General features: G+C 43.7%; 15 protein-coding genes. All 15 read right to left on the bottom strand.

All coding sequences use genetic code 11. The annotated features are described in order from the left end of the window. Window positions 1-4 precede the first annotated feature (4 nt). The 15 genes from VYM24_RS06305 to VYM24_RS06235 all read right to left on the bottom strand — a co-directional run bounded on the left by VYM24_RS06305 (window position 5) and on the right by VYM24_RS06235 (window position 25,411). Window positions 5-565 carry an RNA polymerase sigma-70 factor gene (locus tag VYM24_RS06305; RefSeq protein WP_291550464.1) on the bottom strand — a complete coding sequence of 187 codons (561 nt, stop codon included), beginning with the start codon at window positions 563-565 and terminating at the stop codon, window positions 5-7. Between the two features lie 72 nt (window positions 566-637). Beyond that, window positions 638-1,336, bottom strand: coding sequence for a hypothetical protein (locus VYM24_RS06300; protein ID WP_291550465.1), 699 nt, complete (start codon window positions 1,334-1,336; stop codon window positions 638-640). A gap of 11 nt (window positions 1,337-1,347) precedes the next feature. Further along, complete coding sequence (locus VYM24_RS06295; RefSeq protein ID WP_330941771.1) at window positions 1,348-3,750, bottom strand: HsdM family class I SAM-dependent methyltransferase; 2,403 nt, start codon at window positions 3,748-3,750, stop codon at window positions 1,348-1,350. A gap of 459 nt (window positions 3,751-4,209) precedes the next feature. After that, window positions 4,210-4,365, bottom strand: a complete 156-nt coding sequence (locus VYM24_RS06290) for a hypothetical protein (protein WP_330941770.1) — start codon at window positions 4,363-4,365, stop codon at window positions 4,210-4,212. A gap of 434 nt (window positions 4,366-4,799) precedes the next feature. After that, the gene (locus tag VYM24_RS06285; protein ID WP_330941769.1) at window positions 4,800-7,313 is read right to left on the bottom strand and encodes an alpha-L-arabinofuranosidase C-terminal domain-containing protein; all 2,514 of its coding nucleotides are present in this window, start codon (window positions 7,311-7,313) and stop codon (window positions 4,800-4,802) included. A gap of 247 nt (window positions 7,314-7,560) precedes the next feature. Continuing rightward, a complete protein-coding gene (locus VYM24_RS06280; RefSeq protein ID WP_291553350.1) occupies window positions 7,561-8,907 on the bottom strand; it encodes a BT_3987 domain-containing protein in 1,347 nt (448 codons plus the stop codon). 23 nt (window positions 8,908-8,930) lie between these two features. Further along, complete coding sequence (locus VYM24_RS06275; protein ID WP_291553353.1) at window positions 8,931-10,946, bottom strand: RagB/SusD family nutrient uptake outer membrane protein; 2,016 nt, start codon at window positions 10,944-10,946, stop codon at window positions 8,931-8,933. A 26-nt stretch (window positions 10,947-10,972) separates the two neighbouring features. Continuing rightward, the gene (locus tag VYM24_RS06270) at window positions 10,973-14,140 is read right to left on the bottom strand and encodes a SusC/RagA family TonB-linked outer membrane protein (RefSeq protein WP_330942219.1); all 3,168 of its coding nucleotides are present in this window, start codon (window positions 14,138-14,140) and stop codon (window positions 10,973-10,975) included. A gap of 210 nt (window positions 14,141-14,350) precedes the next feature. Beyond that, on the bottom strand, window positions 14,351-16,783 hold the full coding sequence (locus tag VYM24_RS06265) for a glycoside hydrolase family 2 TIM barrel-domain containing protein (RefSeq protein WP_299094326.1): 2,433 nt from the start codon (window positions 16,781-16,783) through the stop codon (window positions 14,351-14,353). Window positions 16,784-16,917: 134 nt separating this feature from the next. After that, entirely contained in the window at window positions 16,918-17,322 is a 405-nt protein-coding gene (locus VYM24_RS06260) for an HU family DNA-binding protein (protein WP_291553356.1), read from the bottom strand. A 578-nt stretch (window positions 17,323-17,900) separates the two neighbouring features. Continuing rightward, on the bottom strand, window positions 17,901-21,851 hold the full coding sequence (locus VYM24_RS06255; protein WP_330941768.1) for a response regulator: 3,951 nt from the start codon (window positions 21,849-21,851) through the stop codon (window positions 17,901-17,903). A gap of 58 nt (window positions 21,852-21,909) precedes the next feature. After that, on the bottom strand, window positions 21,910-23,028 hold the full coding sequence (dprA, locus tag VYM24_RS06250; RefSeq protein ID WP_330941767.1) for a DNA-processing protein DprA: 1,119 nt from the start codon (window positions 23,026-23,028) through the stop codon (window positions 21,910-21,912). 9 nt (window positions 23,029-23,037) lie between these two features. Then, on the bottom strand, window positions 23,038-23,439 hold the full coding sequence (locus tag VYM24_RS06245) for an acyl-CoA thioesterase (protein WP_330941766.1): 402 nt from the start codon (window positions 23,437-23,439) through the stop codon (window positions 23,038-23,040). A 27-nt stretch (window positions 23,440-23,466) separates the two neighbouring features. Continuing rightward, window positions 23,467-24,750 carry a peptidase U32 family protein gene (locus tag VYM24_RS06240; protein WP_007218776.1) on the bottom strand — a complete coding sequence of 428 codons (1,284 nt, stop codon included), beginning with the start codon at window positions 24,748-24,750 and terminating at the stop codon, window positions 23,467-23,469. Window positions 24,751-24,952: 202 nt separating this feature from the next. Then, complete coding sequence (locus tag VYM24_RS06235) at window positions 24,953-25,411, bottom strand: DUF2059 domain-containing protein (RefSeq protein WP_291553364.1); 459 nt, start codon at window positions 25,409-25,411, stop codon at window positions 24,953-24,955. Window positions 25,412-25,484: the final 73 nt, after the last annotated feature.

Genomic DNA, 25,484 nt, shown 5'->3' with positions numbered 1-25,484 from the left:
TTTTTCAATTAAGATAGAAAAAGAGGAGGGCAACAGGCAGATAATCCCGTAGAGCCGTGCGTAATGCCTTGGTTGATTTGGAAATATGGAATTCTACTCCTTTAGGCGTTATGTTCAACAAGGAAGCGATTTCTTTATGAGACTTGTTCTCATAACGGCTCATAATAAAGATACGCCTAGTCTGTTCGGGCAGGCTTTCGAGAGTTTTCTCCACAATTTCCTGTATCTCCGCGGTGAAAATTTCATAGGGTTCGAATTCTTTTAGGGTAACGATCCTGTTGGATAACTCCCAAGCATGCACCCGAGCTATCTCATCCGAAACGTCTTGCCGGATTTGTTGATGGCGCAGGTGGTCTATACATTTATGCTTGATAGCAGTCAGCACGTAGGCGGGGATGTTTGTATCGACAGGCAGGCGGTCTTTATTTTCCCAATAATACATCATGGACTCAATGACAAAGTCTTCGGCAACGGCTTCATCGTGCACATAGGTACAAGCAAAGTGAACGAAGCGCTGCTGATAGTCAATAAAGAACTTATTAAAAAAATTCAGATCTATTGTCATTGACCGTCAAGTGTATTAAATTAAAAAAGGTACGGTAATGCAAATATAAGCCTTTTCTATTTATAAAAGAAATTAATTTTCCTGTTTGGAAATATCAATCCAGAAATGCCTCAGACTAATGTCATCGCCATAGATTCGATGCGAAACAGAAGAGTATATGGATAAAAGCGTCTTCTGATTGATAAATGCGAGCAAATCCGTTTCTCTCCAAATTAACTTATTGTTATTGCTTCTGCGTATCTGTTCTTCCACCCAACTATTCACCTTTTGAATCCAATATGTGGGCGAATCCGTTTGAATATAAGCTATAATTCCCGCATTAACTACATCCTTACCATGACGTCCATTCTTAAATCGTTCAATACCTCCTGAATTTTTCAAGCATTTACCATCCATATATTCACCACAAACATACTCTTTCTCTCGATGCTTTGGCAAGCTGGAATCCAACCTTTTTGCTTCAAACTTTATCAATGAAGGAGAATCGTCATCTTCAATATCATTATCCTGCGCAAATGCAAAAGTACCTAAGGCTGCAAAATCCGTTGATGTATTCTCTTTATCATCTTCTAAATTCTGATGATGAAAAAAGAAAGGATATTCTGAAGGCCTTTTGGAATTCAATGTCTTACAGAGCTTATTCGTTAGCGCGTTTTCATTTTCGTTTCTCTTGCCTTTAAAACCGGATAATATCAATGTCACGTAATCGTAAATATTATCAATAATGGTATTATCAGGAGCACTACTGAGTGCACCATAGGTGTTGTTCATTATTTCCTCCATTATTTTCCCTGCTTAAATAAATCGACAAAGGTTTCATCCGCATCCCGCACAGCGATGGAAGGAAGCCAATATCTTCTTTGATTGGGCTTGTACAAGAAGATAACATTCTTATGGTACACTTTTACAATTCGTTTAATCCACAAGTTATATCCTTGTCTATTATCTATAAGATTCTTCAATTTAGATTCAATATCTTCAATGGAAGAAGGAATATTGATTTGTGGAACATCTCCCAGCATGAATGGGTATGCGACAAACTCTTTTCCTACAATCGGAGACAAAGGTTTGAAATTCTTATATATTGAATTGAGGATACGACAATAATACTTCCCGAAAATCTCCAGGTCAGTATCATTCAAAGATTCCAGAACAATACTTTTCTCACCCGATTTTCTGAAATCTGAATAATAGTTGACTATATCATCCAGAAGTATCTCTTCTATTTCATCAAAGTGAACTCCCGGATATGGTAGATTCATGATATCGCCTTTCAAAGGCACTCCTTCCCTTGACGTCAAAACTTTACCACTTAACAACCACATGAGGGGGACACAATGTTTACTACCTATATAATCACCCAACTCCTGCAAGTCGGCACGCTGCTCCATAGGAGAATGTACGCCAAAAACCTGATCCTTGAAGGTCAGGTATCTCTCACTATAGACTACAGGTATTGACTTGCCTGTCACATTCTCCTTTATCAGAAGATGGGGAGGAACAAAAATTTCTTTGTTCTTCGCCCTAGGTCTAAGAAAATATTTATCAGTACAAATTCTCACTTTCGATATGCCTTCGTCTGTAAAGTCAGATGTCTCAACATACTCAAAACCAGTAATCCAATCCGCCTTATACTTTTCCTCTAACTTTATAAATTCCTGAACCTCATATTCATCCTTGTTTTCCTTCAAAGAGAGAAGTTTAACTCTTCTGACATCCTTTGAATCTGCCGATTCAATCCAACCTTCAGCAATCTTCCAGCCACAATTCTTCACTTTCTCATCCAAATATTCTCCTAAAGTCTGGCAATCTGATATTTTACTTACTAATTGGTGAAGTCTTCCTCCACCCATAAAATTAGCTTGCCATACTCTTGCATTCATTATAGCTGACTTATAGGAAACCTTGTGAATGTCATAATGATCTATTTCAAAATCAATTTTCTCTCCTGAAGCTTTCGTTCTCCTGAAAATATAATGGTAACAAGGTCTTTTCTCCGGAAAGTTCTTCTCTACAAGAACAGATACAACCGCAGGTTTGGCATTAGAACTACTTCCAATAAACAATTTGGTCCTCAATGGAGTAAAATCACAAATTTCTCTAAAATAATTCCGTTCAAACAGATATTTTCTGAAGTCATGAGTTTTAATATTATACAAGACAGGACCGGACGGCAATATTAAACAACAGCGACCTCCACTTTTCAGAAGTTTAAAAGACTGTTCCAGAAATAATAGCGCAATCTGATTATCAGGTATATCAGGGCGTTCCGGACAAACTCTCTTTTCTTCCTTATTTATGATATCAGCCCATTCTGTAAATTCTGAATTGAAAGGAGGATTGCCGATAATAAGGTCAAAATCAATATCCAGTTTTTCTTCATGCAAGGTCTTAAAGAAATCTCCTTGAAAAAGATTGTTTCCAATCAAATTGTTGAAATGCACATTCCGCCAAATTTCTTTCGGAGATAAAGAGTCCAACAGAGCAAGCCCAAGGCTGAAATAGGACAAGGTCACAGCTTCATCCTCCAAATCACAACCGAATATATTCTTTTGCAACAATCTCTTCAGCTCTTCAATATTTTCTTTTTTAGGCTTCTCCCAGTTGTTTCGGATTCTCCACCATTGAATCATTCTTTTAAATGCACCCACAAGGAAAATCCCTGAACCACAAGCCGGGTCCAGAATCTTGAAATCTTCTTTTGGCGCACTCAAGGGCATACATTGATCAATGAGAAATTGAACCAAAGAAGGTGGCGTATAAACCACACCTTTCTTTCTTTGTCCATTTTCATCCGCCAGAAAATCTTCATATATATGGCTGATCAATTCTATTGGAAGATAACTGAATTGATATAGTTTCCAAAAACTTATTTGTCCGATTCCTTGACTCTCTTTTGAAAAGAACGAAACATTTCCTTCTACAAAGTATCGAAACAGGGAGAGATCTATCCTTTCTCGAAGCGTTGATAATTCTTCCTCACTCAAATAAAAAACCTGTCCATTAAAATGCTTCTTGCCCGAAAGCTCTTTCAAAACGGCAATAAATAGTTCCACATGCTCCAAGACACCCTCCAGTGTAGGGTTTTGAGGATTATATGCTCCATAGAATTCGCCCGGATCCAATGCTCCCTTTCCTTCTTCATCCTTTCGTTCTTCAAGATACTTGAGAAGTATAAGCATCATAAGAATTCGTTTTACCAAAGCTGCATTTTCAGTACCGGCACGGGAAATAATGTTCGACTTAACATTTTTCAGCTGAGATAATAGCTGTTCGTAAGCACTCTCTTCATATTTAAAATGCTGACCTGCACTCGATTCCCAAAATAGCCCCGAATCAAACTGACGAACATTATAAAATTCCAATTTACTCTGAACGTCATTTAACAGTTCTATTAAATCATGCGGTGATATGATGAAGTTTTCTCCAGTTGTATCCCATTGAGGTTTCTTGCCACAATTATATACAAGTATTCGATCTGCTTCAAACAAAAAGCAGAAAGGAACAATACCCGCATTCCAAAGTTTATGATGAATATTGGCACCTTGTTTTTTTTCAGGAGTAATATCTGAATTATCATAGATATAAATTTGAGGTTTAGGAGGGCGTTTATCATTATAAAAACGGAAATAAACCGCAGTCGCTCAAAATCCATTCGCTTGCTCCAGTGCCCAATATATATCCACATCATTCTCTTCAAATCTCCGGGATACAAAGCGTAAACCTGAAGAAGCATCCTTGGACATTCCCAATTTGGCTAATGCCGCCGCAAATGTTATGCTGTCATAACTTTCCATCATCTAATTGATTCTATTGTTTCTACAAGCATGCTTTCAAACGCTTTTCACTATAACAATACAAATTAATGAAATAAAATCAGAATAACCAAAATCATTGGCAAAATTCAGAGCAACCATACCCAAAACATACTTGCTCCGTACCAAGCCACCTTCTCTTATCCTGTTCCTTCAGCGTCGATCAGTAAGGTGACGTTGAATGTATAGATACAACATATTGGATATATAGATGCTGCACGCCTGATAGCTAACCGTAATATTTATCCACAAGAAAGGACACTAAATAGATTTGATATACCACTGAGAATCAAAACAGTGCAAGAAGTTAATAATATAGGGCTTCATATGTCCAAAGGACACACGAAGCCCTATATTATTAACTTCTTGTAAACGAGAAATAGCGGTTCTTTCCGATTTATTTACAGGATATCAAGACATCATTTCGCTTTCACTCTCAATATAGTATATGAGAATGGCGGGAAGGTATAATCGAAGCTCTTTCCAAAGCCTTTGTATTCACTTTCCTTCGGAGAGATTTTCATTGGTTCTTCAAACGAGTTCTCGTCCATGTCACTGGCTGCGGTCAGAGAAATCACTTTACCGGTCTTCTCCACGTCGTCCACTCCATCCAGTTTAATCCGTAACGGATAGGACTGAGCCTCTGAGTTCACTACTTTCACGATCACCTCACCGGTTGCTTCATCATAACCGGAAGAGAAGAACTGAAGCGGAGTCGTCTCCGGGGCATGGGCCAATATCAATTTGCCATCCATAAAGAGTTCGCTCTTCTGGGGAGTAACCACCAGTTTCACATCGTACCATTTATCGGTTTCGAGGCTCTGAGATACCCGGTCGCCTGCCACACCGGAAGTGCGTCCACCCGTGACTTCTTCCACAGCCGTCGTTCCATTGTTCCATCCGGCAACGTTATACACAAAGCCTTTGTTACTGTCTTCCGACAAGCCGAAATAGAGGAAGAAACCTTCGTTACCGCCTTCTTTGCGAACCTTGAACTCCAGTGTAAACTGATTACTATTAAAGCCATCGACAATGTATTTCGCCGGTTCTCTCAGAGATGTTTGCTTCAACAAGCCGTTATCCAAACTCCATTCGCCTTCTTTCTTCACCGCATTATTAAGATCAAGACCAATGGGCGCTCCATCTGCTCCGGTCAGTTTCACGTCCTTGAATTCAACTTGTGTATGCCAGGAACCGAAGCCGAGACGTCCTTCATTGTATTCAAGAACCCGTGGAGCACTCATAATCATATTACTCTTCACATTGTACGTCGGACGGTTTTCAGCCGCCATCTGTTGTACATAGTAAGAACTGCGCCCCAATACCTGATCCGTATCCAGCCAAATGAGATTGACAACCCATGAACGGTCGTTCCGGTTCTCCAGAAGCGGGGCATACGAAGTCATCTTCACCAGATCGCCGTTGCGCTCCATACCGGAGATAAAGGCGGCTTCCGAGAGGGCGGCACGCATATTTCCACCGCCTACATTGGCGTTACAAGCATATTCACCTACATAGACATCGTATTTTCCACGCGGATGGTTATCAAAGACAGTCGTGTTCTGGAAGAAGAATTCCGGATTCACGTACCAGTGCGGGTCGATCATATCCGTTTTGGCAATCTTACCCGTTCCACCCAAACCGTGATTGGAAATCAGGATCAACTCGGGATATTTCGCTTTGATAGCTGTATAGAAGATATCGAAACGTTTGTCATACTCATCGCCCCAGTTCTCATTACCAATCTCTACGTATTGCAACGGGAAAGGTTCGGGATGGCCCTGTTCGGCACGCTTGGCCCCCCATTCGGTAGTCACGTCACCGATAGCATACTCTATGGCATCCATGCAATCGTCCAGATAGTAAGCTATCTTACTCTCCGGTGAAGCGTCTCCCATACGATACTGGCAACCCAGACCGACGTTGCAGACAAACATTGCCTTTGCGTCGATATCTTCGCAGAACTGCAACATTTCGTGATAGCCGAAACCGTACGAACAACGGTAGCCCCAGGTACTGTATTCTCCCGACCGTGCGGCAGGATCGCCCAAAGACTTCTTCCATTCGAAACGGTTCTCCAACGAGATACCTTCTACCACACAGCCACCGGGCCAGCGTACAAAGGCAGGGTGCAATCCTTCCAAGATTTCAGCTACATCTTTCCGCAGTCCATTCGGACGGTCGTGAAAAGTTTTTTCGGGGAAGAGGGAAACATAATCTACATAGACTGTACCCGGAGCGTCAAATTCCAAAGCAAGCTTTCCTTTGGCAGAAGTTGCCGTAGGTTGCATTGCCAGGCTCAAGTCGTTCCATTGTCCGGCAGCAGTTATATCAACAGGAGCGGAAGCCAGCACTTCACCTTGCTCAGACAGTAACAGGGCAGTCACTTTTCCCTTGTAATCGGAAGCAGGGCGGATAATGGTACGCAACTGATAAGAGTTGTCTTTCACCAGATTCATTCCCCAGTATCCTTCATTTATCAGGCGGATAGGAGTTGAAGCATTTTTAATGGTTACCTTCAGATTGTTCGGAGCCGTGGAGAACTTGAGTTGTTCCTTGGTCAGTTTCATTTCCGCAGCATCCTTTGTGCTCAGAGTCCAGCCCGGCACCGGTTCGGTAGTCCAGCGAAAACTTCCTTCCCGCACCTCACCCGACATGTGGTTACAAACTTTCTTCGGATGCAGTACATCTCCCTCGGCATAATATCCTTCGGGCATTTCCAACTCCTCAAAACTGCGGTTCTTTACCAGTTCGGCATACAAGCCGCCGTCGCCCGCATGGTTAATCTCTTCGAAGAAGATGCCATACATGGATGGCGCTACTTCAGCACCTTTCTCTTGTAGGTTGATCACAAGTTCTTCCTTCGGCGCAACGTCCTTGCAGGAACTCAACAAAAAGACAACCGTGGCGAAGGGTAAAAAAATCTTTTTCATAAGCCTGTTTATTTATCGGTATTAGATATATATAATGTTCCACATGCAAAAATAAACGATATCTTCCAAGAACAGGGTATATAAAAACATCAAATAGGTGGACATTTCAGTTCACAATCGCAATTTGTATCTCATCCTTTTCTATTTTACTGAATAAAAAAAGAGATAGTTCGTCTTTCTCTCTTTCGAGGGAAAAGAGTCCCTATCTCTCTTTCACTATTATTATAAATCAGTTATTGCAATCTGATTATTCCAAGCCATAGGCATAGACTTCTGACAAAGAGCAATATCCGTCTCTAAAGCTATCCGTCATCTTTATCTTAATGTAGCGTCCCTTTGTCGGAGTCACAGCAAAAGTCTGAGCTTCGAGTATCTGTTGCATATTGAATGCTCCTACCTTTGTCCAGTTCTCCTTATCAGAGCTAATGTAGAACTCACCGGCTTTCGTATCTCTGTTGCTATCATGCTGTCTTTGCATCAAGGCAAGCTGAGTGAAAGTATATTCCTTCTTAGTATCGATAATCAACTCATACGGGAGAGGAATTCTGTTACCGGTCTGCCAGGTAGAATGCCAGAAAGTGGAAAGATTATCATCCAGCACACATCCGGCCACACCGTTTCCGGCACCTTCACCCGTCAACTCTTCCGTGTCGGCTTCTGCCGTCCATCCGGCGCGACTCAGCTTATGACCCATGATACGGAATGCCAACGGAGTCACAGCCTTTGCTTCGGATATCTCAAACTGAGAAACTTTTACAATCTTAATGGGTAGCATATAGTCTCCCGTTGCCAACTGGTCGCCTTTAATGGTAACTTCCAGTTCCATATTCGTAGTGCCATTGAGAAGGGTTACCATCTCCGGAACAGTATAAGTTCCTTCAGGCAGAGCCTTGAAGCTTGTTCCATTATCTGCATTGTATTCTGCAATATATTCCTTATCAACTACAAATTTACACTCCAAATCCCATTTATTATCTGTATCAAGACCGAATTTTACTTTCTCCTTAAATGTAGAGACAGAACCATACTCCAATTGTTTCACTTCTACATCCGAATTGGCAAAGCCAATGGCAGGCGTAATCACTCCTGTCAGTTTCAGGAACAATTCATTCTTTTCGGCATTGATAGAGTCAGTTTCACTGGTAACCTGTAAAGGTAATACCCATACGGCTTCAGGATCAGTTTCCATGAATGCTTTTACACTCTGAGGTTTCAGGAAGATATTTACCAGTTTATACCGGTCGGCAGATGAAAAGTCCAACGTGGTTGCATCCAGCGAATAGCAGTTCTCACCTATCAGCTTATAGTTCGTTCCTTCCGGTTCGCTATATTCTTTGTCAAGTTCCGCTTGTGTCAGCACACTAACTTTGACACTGGCAGTCAGACTGGGATCACTCCCGGACTTAACTACGGAAAGAGTATACTTATTATCTTCATCCGTATCATACAACGTAAGATCCTGCTTACCGCCATTATTCACATACAGTATTTTATGGTACTCTTCCGGTACCAGTTGGTCCAAATCATATTTTGATTCGCTGCAGGCACCCAGTAGTACCAGGCCACCCATCAACAATATTGTTCTTATTTTCATAAAGCTTTGTTATTAGAGATTGATTAATATCCGGGGGCCTGTACTAACTGAGGGTTACTGTAAAGCTCATCCATGTCACTTCTTGACCAAACGGGCATCAAATACAGTTTGTCATCCCACTTGAACGGTTGGTTAACCAAGGTAGGTTTGTTGAATTCCTCAAAACTCGGATTCACACGAAGACCATCCAGACCGTAGCGCATACCGGCTTTCAACATCTGAGGAGCAATTGCCCAACGACGCAGATCATAGTAGCGATGTCCCTCCTCGAAGAGTTCAACGAACCGTTCATTGCGCACCCAGTCAGTCAGAGTCATGCTACCTGTTACATCACTTCCGGTCAGTTCGGAAATACCGGCACGGCGACGAATCTCATTCAGATTAGCAAGGGCTTCACCTTCATTATCCAACGCTGCATAGCATTCTGCCAGATTCAGGTAAAGTTCGGCCATACGAATCAACGGGCGACGGGGAGCTGTGTGCTGGCGGGTACCATCGGCACCAAAGTAGATATTGGGATCAATGAACTTCTTCGACAGATAACCGGTCCCTGCGCAGTTACGGGTATTACTTGTATTATATCCGTTTGTATTGGTATTCTTCAGGTTAATCCACAACGGATTGCCATTATTAATCTTCGAGCTATATTGAGTGCCGTCAAAGACGATCCACGCATAGAAACGGGCTTCACGCTTAGCGTGCATCTTGATGATGTCATTCTTCACATCTTCGCCGTCCAGATTATTGGTTGCCAGAGCAGGGCTTTGAGTGCCTTCATAGAAACGGGTATACCATTCTTCCTCAGGATAGAAATTGGGGTCTTGTGCCGGCAACTTACCGTTCTCAGTATAGAAGTGCTGTACAGAATACAACGTCGGTGCCATAGCTGCCCAACCTCCTACATAAACGCCGTTACTTCTCTTCACCACTTTGTTCGGTAAACGACAATCCGTACCTTCTCCACCATTCTGGGCATCCAGTTCAATACGTTGCGCCCAAATCAGTTCCTTGTTATTATCGCCTTCGTTGGCAGTAACCATATATTGGAACATGCGTACACGTTCTTTGAACTCACGGTTTTCCTCAGTGTCTTCTTCACGTCCCGGGATGAAAGGAAGAGCTATTCCGTCACGGTCAGCCTTCTTGTTTGCCGTTTCAATGTCAAAGAGTTGATAACCGGCTTCCTTAGCAGCGGTCAAGGCTTCCTGACAAGCAGTAAGAGCACGTGTCCATTTCTCACGGTCGTAACTGGAACTTACCAGTTCGTTACCATAACCGTCTGTCTCATAATTCTTATTCTTCCATTCCGGATTGGGGAACGAACCGTTCCACAACGGAGAAGCGGCATACAATAATATACGGGCTTTCAAGGCCTTAGCCATAGTAGAAGTGGCACGGCCCAATTCGTTGTTAGGACGTGTTGCAGGAAGTGCACGGGCTGCATCATCCAGTTTACCCACGATAAAATTCACACAGTAATCGAAGTGTGAACGTCCGGGAAGGTCTGAACTGGTAACATTCGGGTCTACTTTCTCAGGAATAATAGGGCAGGGACCGAAAGCTTGAAGCACACGGAAATGATAATAAGCCTCCAGGAAATAACATTCACCTTTGTACTCTTCTTTATCTTCTGCCGTAACTCCCACCGGTTGCAAGTCATCAATCAGGCTCAGGAAATGGTGTACATACCCCAACCAGTTATAACTGGGAATCCAAATATTCATATCATCACCTCCCCAACTGTTGGAATATGCCGGAGAAATAGTTCCCCACGCCACTTGTTGCTGCCAGTTGGAGTAAGCATAAGGCTGAATAATCTCATCGGCCGACTGCTCAAAAGCATGATAATGATAAGGAGTAGAACGCGGAGTACCGCCATAGCAAGTATACAAGAAAGACAATGTAGCTTCTTCATCTTTCATGGTGTCTTTAAAATCAGCCTGTGCAGGCGGAATGACATCCAGATAATTGCATGATACCAGACAGCAGGAAGCTATCAATACCTGCGCCATTCGGGATATTTTATATGTTAGTTTCATACTTCAATAATGTATTAGATTGTTTCTTAGAATGTAAATTGAACGCCCAGATTGAACGTGCGTGACAACGGATAAGCATTCCATGCCAGTTCAGGATCCCACAATTTGAAGGGGCTGAATACCGCCAGGTTATCGCCACTGAGATAGATACGGCAATAAGGCAAGCGATAGCCAATTTCCAACGTCTTGAAGCGAAGGAAGTTTCCATTGCGCAGCCAGAATGTACTGGACTGAATGTTATTGGTTACATCAGCTTTGGTCAAGCCCAAACGGGGATATGCCGCATTCGGATTCGGATTATCTACTGACCAATGGTCATCTGCAATCCACTGCATCAGATTTCGGGCCAGCGTTTCACCTTCTTCACCATCTCCACCGCCCGAAAGGAAGGGAGCGATTCCACTATTGATCATTATCTTACGTTTAGCCGAACCGTTGAAGAACACGCCTAAGTCAAAGTTCTTATAGACAATATTCAAACCGAAACCATACTGGATACGGGGATGCCAGTCATAAGACGAAATCATCACCTGATCTTCAGTAGTAATTTGTCCGTCACCGTTTATATCACGATATTTGATATCACCCGGCATGATGTTGGCACCCAGTTGTGATTGGTCCGGTGAGTTGGCAATTTCTTCTTCGCTTGCGAACAATCCCTCGGCAATATAACCTTTAACAGTGTTCAACGGTTTGCCGGTATTGGTTTGCCAAACATACGGATAACTGGGTTCATCCACATATTTATATTCATTCTGGTTGTAGGTAAAGTTACCGCGAAGGTCTAACGTCAGGTCTTTTCCAAACTGTTTCGTCCAGTTCAGGCTTAATTCGAAACCTTGGTTTTCTACTTCACCAATATTACTCCAAGGTTTTGATCCCCAATATCCCAACATAGAAGGCCAGGAAGCACGTGACATCAGGATACGCTCACGTTTGTCATGGAAATAGTCGAATGTAATATTCAGCTGGTTAAACAACATCATGTCGAAACCGATATCGAACTTCTTCACATGTTCCCAACCTGCATCCTGCACCGCTAATACATAGAATCCGGGACCTTTCTTACTGATTTCACTCGTAGGAAGTCCGGTCCAGAAGTTGTGTGCCGAACCAATGCCGATATTATTCTGATAGAGGAAGTGTGGAGCTCCACTGGCAAACGCGTCACTACCTACCAAACCGTAAGACCCTCTGATCTTAAAGTGATTGATATACTTACTTATCGGTTCCCAGAACTTTTCAGAACTTGCTACCCAACCTGCCGATACAGCCGGGAAGAACTCAAAACGATGACCGGCAGCCAAACGTTCGGAACCATTATAACCGAAGTTGAATTCAACCAGATATTTACTGGCGTAATCGTAAGTCACACGACCGGAATAACCTTGATTACGGTTCGGTAATACATCGCTACGATATTCACGCATCATATACATTGCCATTGCTGTCAAGTTGTGGTCACCGAAACTACGTTTCCAGTCCAGACGGGCATCGAAGTAGAAGGTCTGGTCTGAATTACGACCAATACCGGATTGACTCAGGAACTGGTCACCGGTTTGCAACAGTTGATAATCAAATTCGCCGGTTTCAGGATTATAGGAACCATCTTTCACTCTATATATATTAGACTTGATGCTACGGGTATATGAAGTTTCCGACCAGTTCTTAAAATTCACCAGTGCTTTCAGGCTCAATCCTTTGGTTATAACACTCAAATCCTGATTCAAAGCCAATGAAGTATTCAAAGTATTGAAGTTGACTTCCTTGAAAGAACTCATCATATATTCATACGGATTGATTCCCAAAACGCCAGGTTTAATCTCTCCACCGCCAAAACGGATGAAACCGTCATCACCCTCCTGCTGTGGGAAGTAAGCGGGAAATTCCACCGGATTTGCACGCATAACCCTCTTGTACAAGTCATTGCCTATATTATAGTTAGGACCTTGCAGATTACCGATCTGTGCCATCATGCGCAAATCAATGGTAGTGGTATTGGTCAGTTTATAGGAGATGTTGTTCTGAAAATTATATTGCCACTGGTTGATATTGGGATTATAGAAGTAATCCGGTGCATCGAGGAGACCCGTATCATGGTTAGCCTGGAGGCTCATATAGTAAGTTACACGCGAACCACCACCCGATACATTCACATTGGCACGTTGGTTATAATTACCCGAACGGAATATCTGGTCAAACCAGTCCACATCAGGATATACATAAGGATTAGTACCCAATTCCGTATTCAGGATCTGGTCTTCACTATATTTGGGAGAAGTGATCGGAGTCAGACTTCTGGCTTGTTCCGCCTCATTGTAAGTCCTCATATACGTGGCACCGTCAGCAAATTTCGGCACATTTATCGGACGGAAATAAGAGGCTTCCAATGAAACGTTGATGGTAGCTTTCGTATTCTCCTGTCCCTTCTTGGTAGTTACCAGCATTACACCATTTGCACCGCGGTTACCATAGATAGCGGTTGCCGAAGCATCCTTTAACAGAGAAAAGCTTTCAATGGACTCCGCCGGAATACGGTTCAGGTCGGCAGATGAAATTTCGATACCATCCAACAAAATCAACGGAGTAGCCACACCACCGAACGTATTGATACCACGGATATAAAATTCCGAAGTAGAACCCGGCTCACCACTGTTCACCATGGATACCACACCGGCAAGTTTACCGGCAAGTGAACTGGTCAATGAAGAGGAAGGTGCTTTTAACGTAGCTCCCTTCACTGTAGCAATGGCACCTGTCACAGATACTTTCTTCTGTGTGCCCTGACCTACAATCACTACTTCGTCCAACATTTCATTATCCGATGCAAGCTTCACGGTCATTACACCCAGGTCACCTACCATCAGTGTCTGTGTTTTGTAGCCGATATAAGAGAATATCAGCTCTGTTTTGCTGGTTACGGAAATCTGGAACTTACCATCAATGTCGGTAATGGTACCTCCATCTTCACTTTGCACTTTTACATTTACACCAATCAAAGTCTCTCCGGTAGAGGCGTCAACCACGGTTCCTACCAAAGTACGTTTCTGTGGCGTTGTACTTTGAGTCGTTATTTGCACTGAAGAATTATCCGATTCCGCAAAGGCAGAAGAGGGATAATTGCAAATAAAACCAGTGCAAACGAGCAGGCCGGCAAGGACTCTCCGATTGTTTCTTACTAATACTGATTTCATCATCTTACTAGATTAAAGTTAAAAAATTAAGTTAGCTTCTTTTATTATCTTTTTCGATATTTATCTTGTTTTATAGCGTGTGTATATAATAATATCTGCGGCAGAAAAAATCGCATAAACCCTGCAAAGATAGCATACAAAAAATGTATACCTAAGTACTTATTCAGGTTTATGCCAGTTTCTTCGCAAAACTTATCTTACTATCGCTTTTTAGTAGGTTGTTATTACTATGGAAGCATCTTCCAATCCTTTTGCAGAGACTTTCACTTGTATGTCGCCTTTTTCTCCATCAGGCTGAACAATGGCAATGGCCTTTCCCCGGAATGTATTGGGAGTAAGTGAACGGAAACTTTCCATATCGGCATAAGCAGCATTTCCACCTGCTATGATAGTTCCTTTGCCCGTACATTCGATTTTGACAGGCAGAGAAGTTTCGGGAACTACGTTTCCATCCTTGTCCACCAGTTCAATCTTGACGTAGGAAAGATCGTTCTTGCAAGCCTTTATTTTACTGCGGTCGGCAATCAAACGGATAGCCGCAGGTTCTCCGGCAGTCTTTAATACGAATTCCTCCTTACCTTTTGAATTCATCGCTTTCAAAGTTCCCGGTTCATAGGGTACATCGAAGGTAGCTGTGTAGTTCTCTTTACCCGTTTCTTTTTCTCCGATAAGCTTGTCGTTCAGATAGAGTTTCACTTTCGGAGAACGGCTGTATACGTTTACTTTCATCACTTTTCCTTCGCAACCCGTCCAATTCCAACTCACCAACTCATTGGGCCAGCCCCAACCGTTCACCACTTCTTTCTTGCCTTCGGGAACAGGCGCATGGACTGCCATAGTAATGGGACGCTCGCGCCACAACACATCACGATAATAAGATTGAGGCTTCTTGTCGCCACAAAGGTCGATATCACCGCACCAGCCATTATACCAAGGCCACCCCATAAACTGCGTATCACGCTCGCCATCGCCCAGATACAAGGCATGAGCCAATCCGGCTTCACCCAGATAGTCAATAGCGGTCCACACGAAATCACCTATTATATAAGAATGCTTTTCTACCAAATTCCAGTTCTGGGCAGCTTCTTTCGGATAAGACTCACTACCATAGATTACACGATCGGGATAGGCAGCATGATCGCTCTCATATTTCCACCAGATATAATTGTAGCCTGCCACATCCAGATTCTTGAAGATCCGGTAGGAATCTTTGTCCCAACTAAACTGGCGTCTGTCCCAGAAGTCATTGGAACCGATGGTTGTGAAACGGGATGTATCGTACTTGCGGACGGTATTCACCAGTCTTTTGGAAATCAAGTCTCCCTCAGGTTCATCAGCACGTTGCTCCACCTCGTTACCGATACTCCACATAATGATAGAGGGATGATTCCGGTCACGACGGACAGATGCAGCCAAATCCCAGTCGCTCCACTCATCGAAGAACTGATGATAGTCCTGCTCGCGTTTAGCTTTCTGCCACTGGTCGAAGGTTTCATGAATCACCAGCATACCCAATCTGTCGCAAGCGTCAAGGAAATGCTCGGACACTTGGTTGTGGGCACATCTGACAGCGTTATAGCCGTTAGCCTTCATCAATTCCACTTTCCGTTCTTCGGCACGGTCAATGGCAGCGGCTCCCAGAAGTCCGTTGTCGTGATGCACGCATCCCCCTTTCAGCTTCACCGACTTACCATTCAGCAGGAAGCCTTTCTCTGCAGAAAAAGAAAGGGTGCGGATACCAAAAGGAACAGATATCTTATCATACTCTTTTCCGTCTGAGGAAAGGGATACTTCCGCTGTATAAAGCACAGGGGTATCTACTGACCATAACTCAGGCTTTTTAAGAGAAAAAGACGTTGCCACCGGGGTTCCTTCAGAGAGTATCACGTCTTGTGAAGTAGAAAACACTTCGTTTCCGGCAGGCGAATATATTTTAATACCTATTTTACCTGATTGATTTTGCAGGCCCTCGTTATGTACAATAGTAGAGAACTGAATCACAGCTTCTTTTTTCTGAAGTTCGGAAGCATTGACGAAAGTATCCCATTTATCCAGATAGAGTTTATTTGTCTTGATCAGCCATACATGGCGGAAGATACCCGAACCGGCATACCAGCGACTGTTACGTCCGGCGTTCACCACTTTCATGGCAATCACGTTCGGAGTACCGGGAGCATTCAGATAAGGAGTGATGTCTACACGATAAGAGGTATATCCATAAACATTATAATTAGCTTTCTTGCCATTGATCCATAGCTCGGACTGATTGTATACTCCTTCAAAATAGAGAACAATACGTTTATCGGCATCGCTCCCTGAAAGAGTGAATTCTTTTCTGTACCAGCCTTCACCACCAACAGTCTGTCCCGTATCGATGTCACCTTCGCTCATGCGAGAGAAAGGACCGGTAGTAATGCCTTGTTTTTGAAAAGACAATGGTTCAACGCTCCAGTCATGGGGAAGATCAAGAACTCTCCAACGACTATCATTATATTCCGGTTGTTCGGCATTGGCTACGATGCCTAAATGAAATTTCCAGTTACTGTCAAAAAGAGTTTTCCGGTCGGATGCATGAAGCGCAGCATCCGGCAATAATGTGAATAACATCACACAAGAAAAAAATAATTTGCTTACTGTCCTCATAATATTAATATGATCTAAGTTTAATTATCCAAAGGCAAAGCAAGTGATATTTAATTAGAAGATAGGCACAAAAACAGGTTATCGAAGGGGCAAAATCCTTTCATGAAACGTTTTTATACCCTGATGAAAGGATTTTATACCCTACCACGCCATTCTTCCCAGACGATTTTTGTATTTACCATACTTCGGCTCGTCACCTGGTTGCCGCTGTTACGTTCCACTTCGGGGATAAAGCGGACACGTACCCCGTTGATTAGTGAAGCGTTTACCTCTGCGGCAGTCTTCACCCCTTTTTTAGTGGAGGAGGCCGTGTAGTAGAACGTTCCCACACCGTCAATCTTCACCGTACGTCCCTGTCCCATATAGTTGCTCAATACCCGCCCAAGATTTTCCATCACCGCGTACGTATCGCCGCGGGTCACGGTGGAAAGGACCGACAATTCGTCAGCCACTTCACGGGTTGTCACTGCCTTGCCCCATGTTACGGATTGGGGATACCACAAATTGTTAATTGCCTTTTTAGCTTTCTTAAAAAACATAGTCGTAAAATTTTAAATGATTAATAGATAATGTATACTCTTCTCAAATTTGATGTTGCAAAGTTAGGGCATGAGGCAAGGAAACGCAAGAAAACGGCATCTACCGCCGAATCCATTAAACAACTGATAATCAATGGAGAACAAAACAGACATCTCTACAATACATGATAAGGGGGGATAATCGGAAAATGAGCGATGCCGGGACCATCTCTACAGGGAGGCAGCATAAAGTACTGATAATGAACAGTGGCATCTTTCGGCATCTCTACCAAAAGATTTTGGCATTAAGCTGTGAAGCGTTTGGTTTTGTACGGATATTTCAACACCTATATTTTTCTCTCCGAATTTTCTCCAACCAGCAAAAATCCGATCCAGGACATCTTCTGAGAGGGGGGTGTCTCTGTATACGACAGTGATAGCCTCTATATACGACCAAGGGTATCTCTGTATACGACAGAGACACCCTCAGTATAGGAGGGTGACAATCCCGGTAAAAAAGCGCCTCCAAATCAGTAGCTTCTTACCTTATTTTGTCCGATAAAATTAAAAATGCATCATATTCAGAAGTTGGAAGGATTTTATCTCCCATCACCTCCATGTTTCTGAAGATATTCACTCGGCGTCACACCGAATTCATCCTTGAAGCACCGGGTGAAATATTTGGGGCTGTTAAAGCCTACAGCATAAGCCACTTCAGATATATTATACGAACCACTCAGCAACATCATGCAGGCACGCTTCATCTTTATATTCCGTATAAAGTCCAAAGGAGACATTCCCGTCATCGACTTTATCTTGCGGTAAAGGGTAGACTTGGACATACGCTTCTCCGCAGCCAACTGTTCCAGATCGAATTCAGACTCTTCAAAGTGCTGTTCGATGCTGTCGATGATAGATTGCATGAACTGCTTATCCGCCGAGGGATAGGCCAAGCTCTCCAAATTCAGGTTCTCTTCTTTGCGGAAGGCCGCCTGACGCATCTTCGAAGATCGGATAAGGTTATCCACCCGGGCAAAAAGTATCTTCAACTCAAAAGGCTTGGCTATATATCCGTCGGCGCCCGCTTCATAGCTGGCAACACGGTCCTCAATACCATTCTTAGCCGTAAGTATGATGACAGGTATATGATTGAAACGCAAATCACCCTTCATACGCGCACAAAGTTCCCAACCATTGGCATCGGGCAACATGACATCACAAATGACGACATCCACCTCATTATCCTTCAACTTATCCCAGGCTTGTTGCCCGTCTGCGGCTGTCAGTACAGTATATCGTTCCCTGAACATCTCTTTCATAACGAACAGCAATTCCGTATTGTCGTCAATCAACAAGATAGCCGGTTTATCCACCTCATCAGACGAAGCATAATCTTCCATGGGCACATCATCCGTACCGGTCTGCAACACCATCGTCTCGTCAAGCAATTCATCCGGAGAGTAGCTTTCTTTGTCAACAGGCAGCTTTACAGTGAAGCAGGAACCTTGTCCTAAAACGCTTTCCACGGTGATAAGGCCATGATGCAAGGTTATCAGATCTTTCGTTAGCGAGAGGCCGATTCCGTTCGACTCGATTCCCCGGTTCTTCTTACTGTTATAGAAACGGATGAATATCTGTTCCAGTTCTTTCTCAGAAATACCAATGCCCTCATCCTCCACTTTCAACACCAATATCCGATGTTCCGCTTCATTCACTACCCGTACATCAACAGTAATACGCCTGTTCTCAGGAGTATACTTCATGGCATTGGACAGCAAATTATGCAATATCTTATCCAGCTTATCAAAATCCACATAGCCATGTGCTTCCTCCGCTTCAAAACGAGTATCCAGCGTGATATTCTTCTTCAATGCAAGCGGTTGGAAGTTTACCTGGCAGATGTTCAGGACAAACTCACGGATATCTCCTTCCGAAACGTTCAGTTTCAGTTTCCCCACATCCATCTTGCGGAAATCAAGCACTTGCTGTATCAGTCGCTTCAACTTCTCCGCGTTAGCCTTGAGCATAACGGACTGTTGTCGCACGGCAGGAACCTTCTGATCCAGATAATCCGATATACAGGATATGACGGTAAGCGGTGTCAGCAACTCATGGGAAACATTGGTGAAGTAAGTCAACTTGGTGCGCGTCAGTTCTTCCTGCAATCTCACTTCACTCTTCAGTTTAATGCGACGCATATAAAGCCGGATTACCACATAGAAACACAATCCGATGAGAATGACATAAACAAGATATGCAAACCAGGTTTCATAGAATGCCGGCTCTTTCACAATGGTCAGCAACACTTCGCCTTCAGTCCACTTACCCCGCTCATATTCCAACTTCAAACGGAGTTTATACGTTCCCTTCGGCAGGTGGTTATAGAAGACGGAATTTCTGTTGTTATCCGAATAGATCCAATAATGATCCACCCCCTCCAACTGATACGCTATGCGACATCCCGCATTCAGCGAATACAAAAGCGAAGAAAAGAAAATCTCGATATTCCGGTCATCCGGACCAAGGAAAATCTTATGTATCGTATTCTCTCCCGAGGCTTCCGCATTACCGAAGAAGATACTTTTGTCTTCAACTTTGACATCTGTGATATGCAAGCTCGCAGGAGCCCTGTTCACCGTCGATGCATTACCGGGACGAATATGTATGAATCCGCGATGTCCGCCTACATAGAGTCCGCCCCAACCGTCCAGACTGATAGCCTTATACCTGAAAACATCTACCATAATGTTATCATCAACAGTAGAATAGTGCAGAAAAGTCTGCGAATCAATATTATATTGAAGTACTTTCTTATTGGTGATAATCCACACACTGTTCTTATCGGAAAGTAATCCTAATACAGTACAGTCATCTATCTCATTATCGAGCGATACATTTTCAAACTTATGCATCGTTTCGTCAGACCGCAGTATTCTTCCCAAAGTAGTGTTCAGCCACAGCCGTCCTTTCCGGTCAATGCAGACACTGTTCACTTCTTCCTTTTCCAGAAGAGAAGAAACACTGCCTTTCAGTTCACAGGTAATCCGCCCGTCGGCACAACTCAGCCGATAGATTTTGCTCTCGTGAGACAACCCTAAAATTTCTCCCTTTACATCATTGAACAGGGAAGTCATTACCGGAACGTCACTACCCGAAGCTACCAAGTCATCTTTATCAGGACGTTTCACGTTTATATCCGTCCACCGGGATATCCACAGATTGCCGACCTTATCCTCAAGTAGCCCTGTAACTCCGCCTATATTGATGTCTTCTTCTATCTGCACCTTCATGTTCCGTTGCGTCAGTCTCATCACATGGGGAGTCCGGCTTGAATTAACCCAGACACCGGGTTTATGAAGAGATCTGATAATGGCATTAATCTCGCCCACACCTGTACCGACAAACGCATCCCGTGAGAAATCGTACATGCACAATTCGTACCTGTCCTGCCTGAACCACATGATACTGTCACTTCCCTGACAGAGATTCATGACATTAGCATCCCATCCCATCTCTTCCTTCAATTGAGGAAGAAGGTAATTGTCTATGTTCGAATTATCAAAAAAGATGGTATACGCCATATCATACGAAGGTAGCCACAGATTACCCTCCCTGTCTTTGCATATCCGGGTGTACATCATGTGTGTATCAACCAGATGGTCTATATCCACCTTTTCCAGTGTCCCTGCATCCGTGTATTTAAACGCATGGAGCCCGGCATACGAAAGCATCCAAAGATAACCAAACGTATCATCCTGTTCTATACTGAAAAGAATGGATTCAACGTCGGTTTCTTTATTGTTTGAAGCAGCTATATTATGTTTCTTATAGTGTCCTCCTTTCTGTGCAGAGGGAAAGAATTGCCACAAACCTTCCCCCCACGTACCGATCCAGTAATTACCGGAATTATCCTGATGCATAATATATGCGGTATGTCCGTTACCCAATGGCGGATAACGGAAAAAAGAATCGGCTTCGGGCTCATATCTGAATATACCCCTTGATCCCACTGCCCAAAGTTGCTTTTGCTGGTCTGCGTAAATATTACTGATGGCATATCCCTCCTGAAGACCTCCAACCTCATACTCCTTTATAATATGCGCGGTAGAATCGCATCGGTATATCATTCCACCGGCGCTTACCCAAACATTCCCATCCTTGTCGACCGTTATGGCATCCACCACCTTGTTCAGAAGCCGTGCATCTGAGAAAGGAGTAATCCGACAGGTCTGCTTATTATACAGGTTCAGCCCTTTCCATGTACCGATCCATACATACAGATCATTATCATTGATAGCAGTAATTCCATTGTCAGTCAGCAGATTCTGATTTTTATAGTCTGTACGGAATGTATTTAACTGATAGCCGTCATAGCGTGCCAGACCATTCGTGGTACCTATCCAGAAGTACCCTTCCCTATCCTGATGAATACTGAAAATCTCATTGGAAGAGAGTTGGTTGAAGAATGGAAATTGTCTGGAGAACATGTGCTGTGCGCTTACGGACAGTTCTCCAATAAATAAAAGTATATAAAAGAACAGGTACCTCATAGCATTATGACTGGTTGTGAAAGCAAAGATATGAAAAAATATTATTCCAAGGGGTGGTTTACGTTAATAAATGATATACTCCACCCACCATTGCACGCACCACTCCCTTCATTTCCAGTTCAAAAAGCAGAGCTGTCATACGGTTCACCGGAATATTGGATTCCACTACCAATACGTTGATATGCAAGTCGCCCAAGCGTGTAAGGATGCCGACCACAAGTTCTTCTTCCTCCGTCAATTCAAGAAAGAGACTACGCTGAATGCCTTCATGTTTGGCGGGTTCCTCTTCTGTAGTCCAACCCATCGCCAGCATAAAGTCATCGGCAGACTGGATGAGAACGGCTTTATTATCACGTATCAGTTGGTTACAGCCCATAGACAAGGGATCGGTGGTACGACCGGGAACAGCGAAACAATCACGATGATAGTCTACAGCAAGGTCTGCCGTAATCAGCGAACCACCTTTGGAGGCGGATTCCACAACGATGGTTGCATCAGTCATACCAGCCACAATGCGGTTGCGACTGACAAAGTTATGCCGGTCGGGATTGGTTTCGGTGAGGAATTCGGTAAGGAGTCCACCATTCGCCAACATATCAATGGCAGTTTTACGATGAACATAAGGATAGATACGATCCAGTCCGTGAGCAAGGACAGCCACGGTGGAAAGGTTGTTGGCCAGGGCAGCGCGATGGGCATGGATATCGATGCCATAAGCCAGACCGCTGACTACCAGCACATCAGGATAATGAGAGGAAAGATCACGCAGGAAATCTACACAAAATTGCTTGCCATACTCTGTGGCATTACGAGTACCGACCATATTGATGACGCGAAGACGATTGAGATCGGTGTGGCCTTTAAAGAAGAGGACTATCGGAGCGTCTTCACACTCGCGCAAACGGGACGGATAAGCTTCATCTTTGAGAGTCAGACAAGTGAGGCGATTCTTCTCCACGAACTCCATTTCATGTTCGGCACGCAGGAAAGCGGCAGGATTATCAAGGGCAGTGACTATAGTAGGGCTCACACCAGGTAGCAATTCAGGCAGTTCTTTACGTTGAGAAAAGACTCCGGCGGCACTTCCAATACCGTCTATTAAACGTTTTGCCCCGATATGTCCTATACCGGGGCAAAGCGTGAGGGCTATACTGCAAATTCGTTCGTCGTTGTTCATGGTTATATTTTAGAGGTATGCCTCAAATATCTCATCAAAAAGCTTACTGTCACTCAGTCGTCCATTCACCAGACACACCGTTTCGACTGTCGCTTTTATGACTACTTTATCATCACTCTTCCGAAAAATATCCTGATAGAAAACATACTTGATGCCTTCTTTCTTCATGTAGAGTTTGGAAATAAACTCATCACCGCTCTTCAGAGGAGTTTTAAACGCCATGTTGATACGTGCCACTACGGGATCGACTCCCTGTTCGTGCAATTCCGCAAAACTGACACCGGTAGATAGCAGAAACTCATGACGGGTATGCTCCAAATAGTGCTGGTAATTTGCATTATTCACGATGCCTTGCAGATCACACTCGTAATCGCGCACCTTCATCTCTAACTCATAGATATACTTTTCCATATTCAATATAACTGTATCAAAAGTGTATCATCCACGTGTTTTCTCAATATCCAGTCCCTTGAACTTCTTCAGTTCTTCTGTAGAAACCAGCTTATAGAGTTTGTCACTAGGACGTATTTTATCCGCTTTCATCGAGAAATGCTGTCCTTTCTTCACGGTTTGCACCGGTTTCAGGTCTACACGGGCTTCATCAAGCGTAGTGAATACTGCTCCTGTAGTGGGACCTGTAATCAGCAACTTGTCTCCCACATTCAGTTCTGCAGCTTCTACCAGGAACTCGGCAACACCGATATTAGAAAAGTATCTGATACCCTTACCTACATATATCTTCCGTTCCGTAGCGGCCGATCCGTAGTTCTTCGTCCATTCTCCGAGGCGTTGTCCGAGGTAATACCCATCCCAGAAGCCACGGTTGAATACAGTCTTCAGACGTTCATCCCATGCGGCTATCTTTTCATCGGTGAAGGTGCCGTCCAGGTAAGAACGGATGGCTTCTTTGTAACATTCCGCTACCGTGCGTACATACTCCGGACCACGGGCACGTCCTTCTATCTTGAACACGCGCACGCCTGCATCCAGCATTTTATTCATAAAATGGATGGTTTTCAAGTCTTTCGGAGACATGATATATTGATTGTCCACATCCAGTTCCACATCCGTCTCCTTATCACGCACCGTATAAGAGCGACGGCACACCTGCATGCAGGCTCCCCGGTTGGCAGAGTGGTTCATCTCGTGCAAAGAAAGATAGCATTTTCCCGACACTGCCATGCAGAGAGCACCGTGACAGAACATTTCGATGCGGATAGGCTTTCCGCCGGGACCACAGATATTCTCCTCACAGATATGACGATAAATCTCCGCTACCTGTTCCAGATTCAATTCGCGTGCCAGCACCACAACATCGGCAAATTGCGCGTAGAAGCGCAGAGCCTCCACATTCGAGATATTCAGTTGCGTACTGAGGTGTACTTCCTGACCGATCTGCCGCGCATAGCTCATCACAGCTACGTCCGCCGCAATCACCGCAGAGATACCCGCCGACTTGGCCGCATCTACGATGGTGCGCATCAATGCCAGGTCCTGATCGTAAATAATAGTGTTAACGGTAAGATAACTCTTCATACCGTGCTCATCGCACGTCTGCGCTATTTCCCGAAGGTCTTCAATAGTGAAGGTATTAGCCGAACGGGCCCGCATATTCAGGTTTTCAATACCGAAATAGATGGAATCGGCACCTGCCTGGATGGCCGCCGCGAGTGATTCGCGCGAGCCGACAGGGGCCATGATTTCAAAATCTTTTAAATCCATAAATCAATCATATAGTTTATAACGGAAAAGAAATGAGGTAAATGATTTTAGCCTATGTATTCAATCTCTTAGACGCAGATGACACGGATTTAAAGGCTGCGCTGTCACATCAATAAATAAAAAATCTGCGTCATCCGTGTCATCCGCGTCTAAAAAATAAATCAGCACTTCATTCAAAACCGAAAAAGAATGAACTATCACCTTACTTTCCCTGTGCCTGCAATTCCTGTTGAAGTTCAGTGGCAATCTCCATTCCCAACTTTTGTCCTATTTGCATGCCCTCAGCCATCATGGCAGGAGTAGAAGCGCCCAGTTTCTTTCCGACAGGCGATTCATAGAAAGCAACAATTTTCTTCAAATCATCCAGTGTCAGATATTTCTGATAAACGGGAGCGTAAAGTTCTGCCAGCTTACTGCCAAACTTTCCTTCCCATTTCTTCTGAAAACCATCCCAGAAAGATGCCGATGCCGATGATTGTTGTTTCAACATAGAAATCATCTGTGGCACCATAGCCTTTGCCGACGCCATAGAACCGGATAGTTCCAGCATTTTTTCCAATGTAGCCTTGTACTCATCACTCGGTGCTTGTGCCGAAACCGAAGGTGCGGCAGCAAACAACATTGCTACACACATCACAACTAAAACCAAACCTTTTTTCATAATTCCATATTAGTTAAATAAATGAATGATACAAAGGTAGGCTTTTTTCCGTATTTTTGCAGCGAAATAATCA

It is taken from the genome of Bacteroides sp. MSB163 (genome assembly GCF_036416795.1).
In the GTDB taxonomy this organism is placed as follows: domain Bacteria; phylum Bacteroidota; class Bacteroidia; order Bacteroidales; family Bacteroidaceae; genus Bacteroides; species Bacteroides maternus.
The sequence above is the reverse complement of the archived record's forward strand: the minus strand, read 5'-3'. Positions and strand labels throughout refer to the sequence as shown.

Coding starts and splice junctions, on each gene's coding strand:
- VYM24_RS06295 (WP_330941771.1), bottom strand. CDS start 3,750: ATGATGCTTATACTTCTCAAGTATCTTGAAGAACGAAAGGATGAAGAA.
- VYM24_RS06300 (WP_291550465.1), bottom strand. CDS start 1,336: ATGAACAACACCTATGGTGCACTCAGTAGTGCTCCTGATAATACCATT.
- VYM24_RS06255 (WP_330941768.1), bottom strand. CDS start 21,851: ATGAGGTACCTGTTCTTTTATATACTTTTATTTATTGGAGAACTGTCC.
- VYM24_RS06270 (WP_330942219.1), bottom strand. CDS start 14,140: ATGAAATCAGTATTAGTAAGAAACAATCGGAGAGTCCTTGCCGGCCTG.
- VYM24_RS06290 (WP_330941770.1), bottom strand. CDS start 4,365: ATGATGGAAAGTTATGACAGCATAACATTTGCGGCGGCATTAGCCAAA.
- VYM24_RS06275 (WP_291553353.1), bottom strand. CDS start 10,946: ATGAAACTAACATATAAAATATCCCGAATGGCGCAGGTATTGATAGCT.
- dprA (WP_330941767.1), bottom strand. CDS start 23,028: ATGAACAACGACGAACGAATTTGCAGTATAGCCCTCACGCTTTGCCCC.
- VYM24_RS06265 (WP_299094326.1), bottom strand. CDS start 16,783: ATGAGGACAGTAAGCAAATTATTTTTTTCTTGTGTGATGTTATTCACA.
- VYM24_RS06285 (WP_330941769.1), bottom strand. CDS start 7,313: ATGAAAAAGATTTTTTTACCCTTCGCCACGGTTGTCTTTTTGTTGAGT.
- VYM24_RS06305 (WP_291550464.1), bottom strand. CDS start 565: ATGACAATAGATCTGAATTTTTTTAATAAGTTCTTTATTGACTATCAG.
- VYM24_RS06260 (WP_291553356.1), bottom strand. CDS start 17,322: ATGTTTTTTAAGAAAGCTAAAAAGGCAATTAACAATTTGTGGTATCCC.
- VYM24_RS06240 (WP_007218776.1), bottom strand. CDS start 24,750: ATGGATTTAAAAGATTTTGAAATCATGGCCCCTGTCGGCTCGCGCGAA.
- VYM24_RS06280 (WP_291553350.1), bottom strand. CDS start 8,907: ATGAAAATAAGAACAATATTGTTGATGGGTGGCCTGGTACTACTGGGT.
- VYM24_RS06235 (WP_291553364.1), bottom strand. CDS start 25,411: ATGAAAAAAGGTTTGGTTTTAGTTGTGATGTGTGTAGCAATGTTGTTT.
- VYM24_RS06245 (WP_330941766.1), bottom strand. CDS start 23,439: ATGGAAAAGTATATCTATGAGTTAGAGATGAAGGTGCGCGATTACGAG.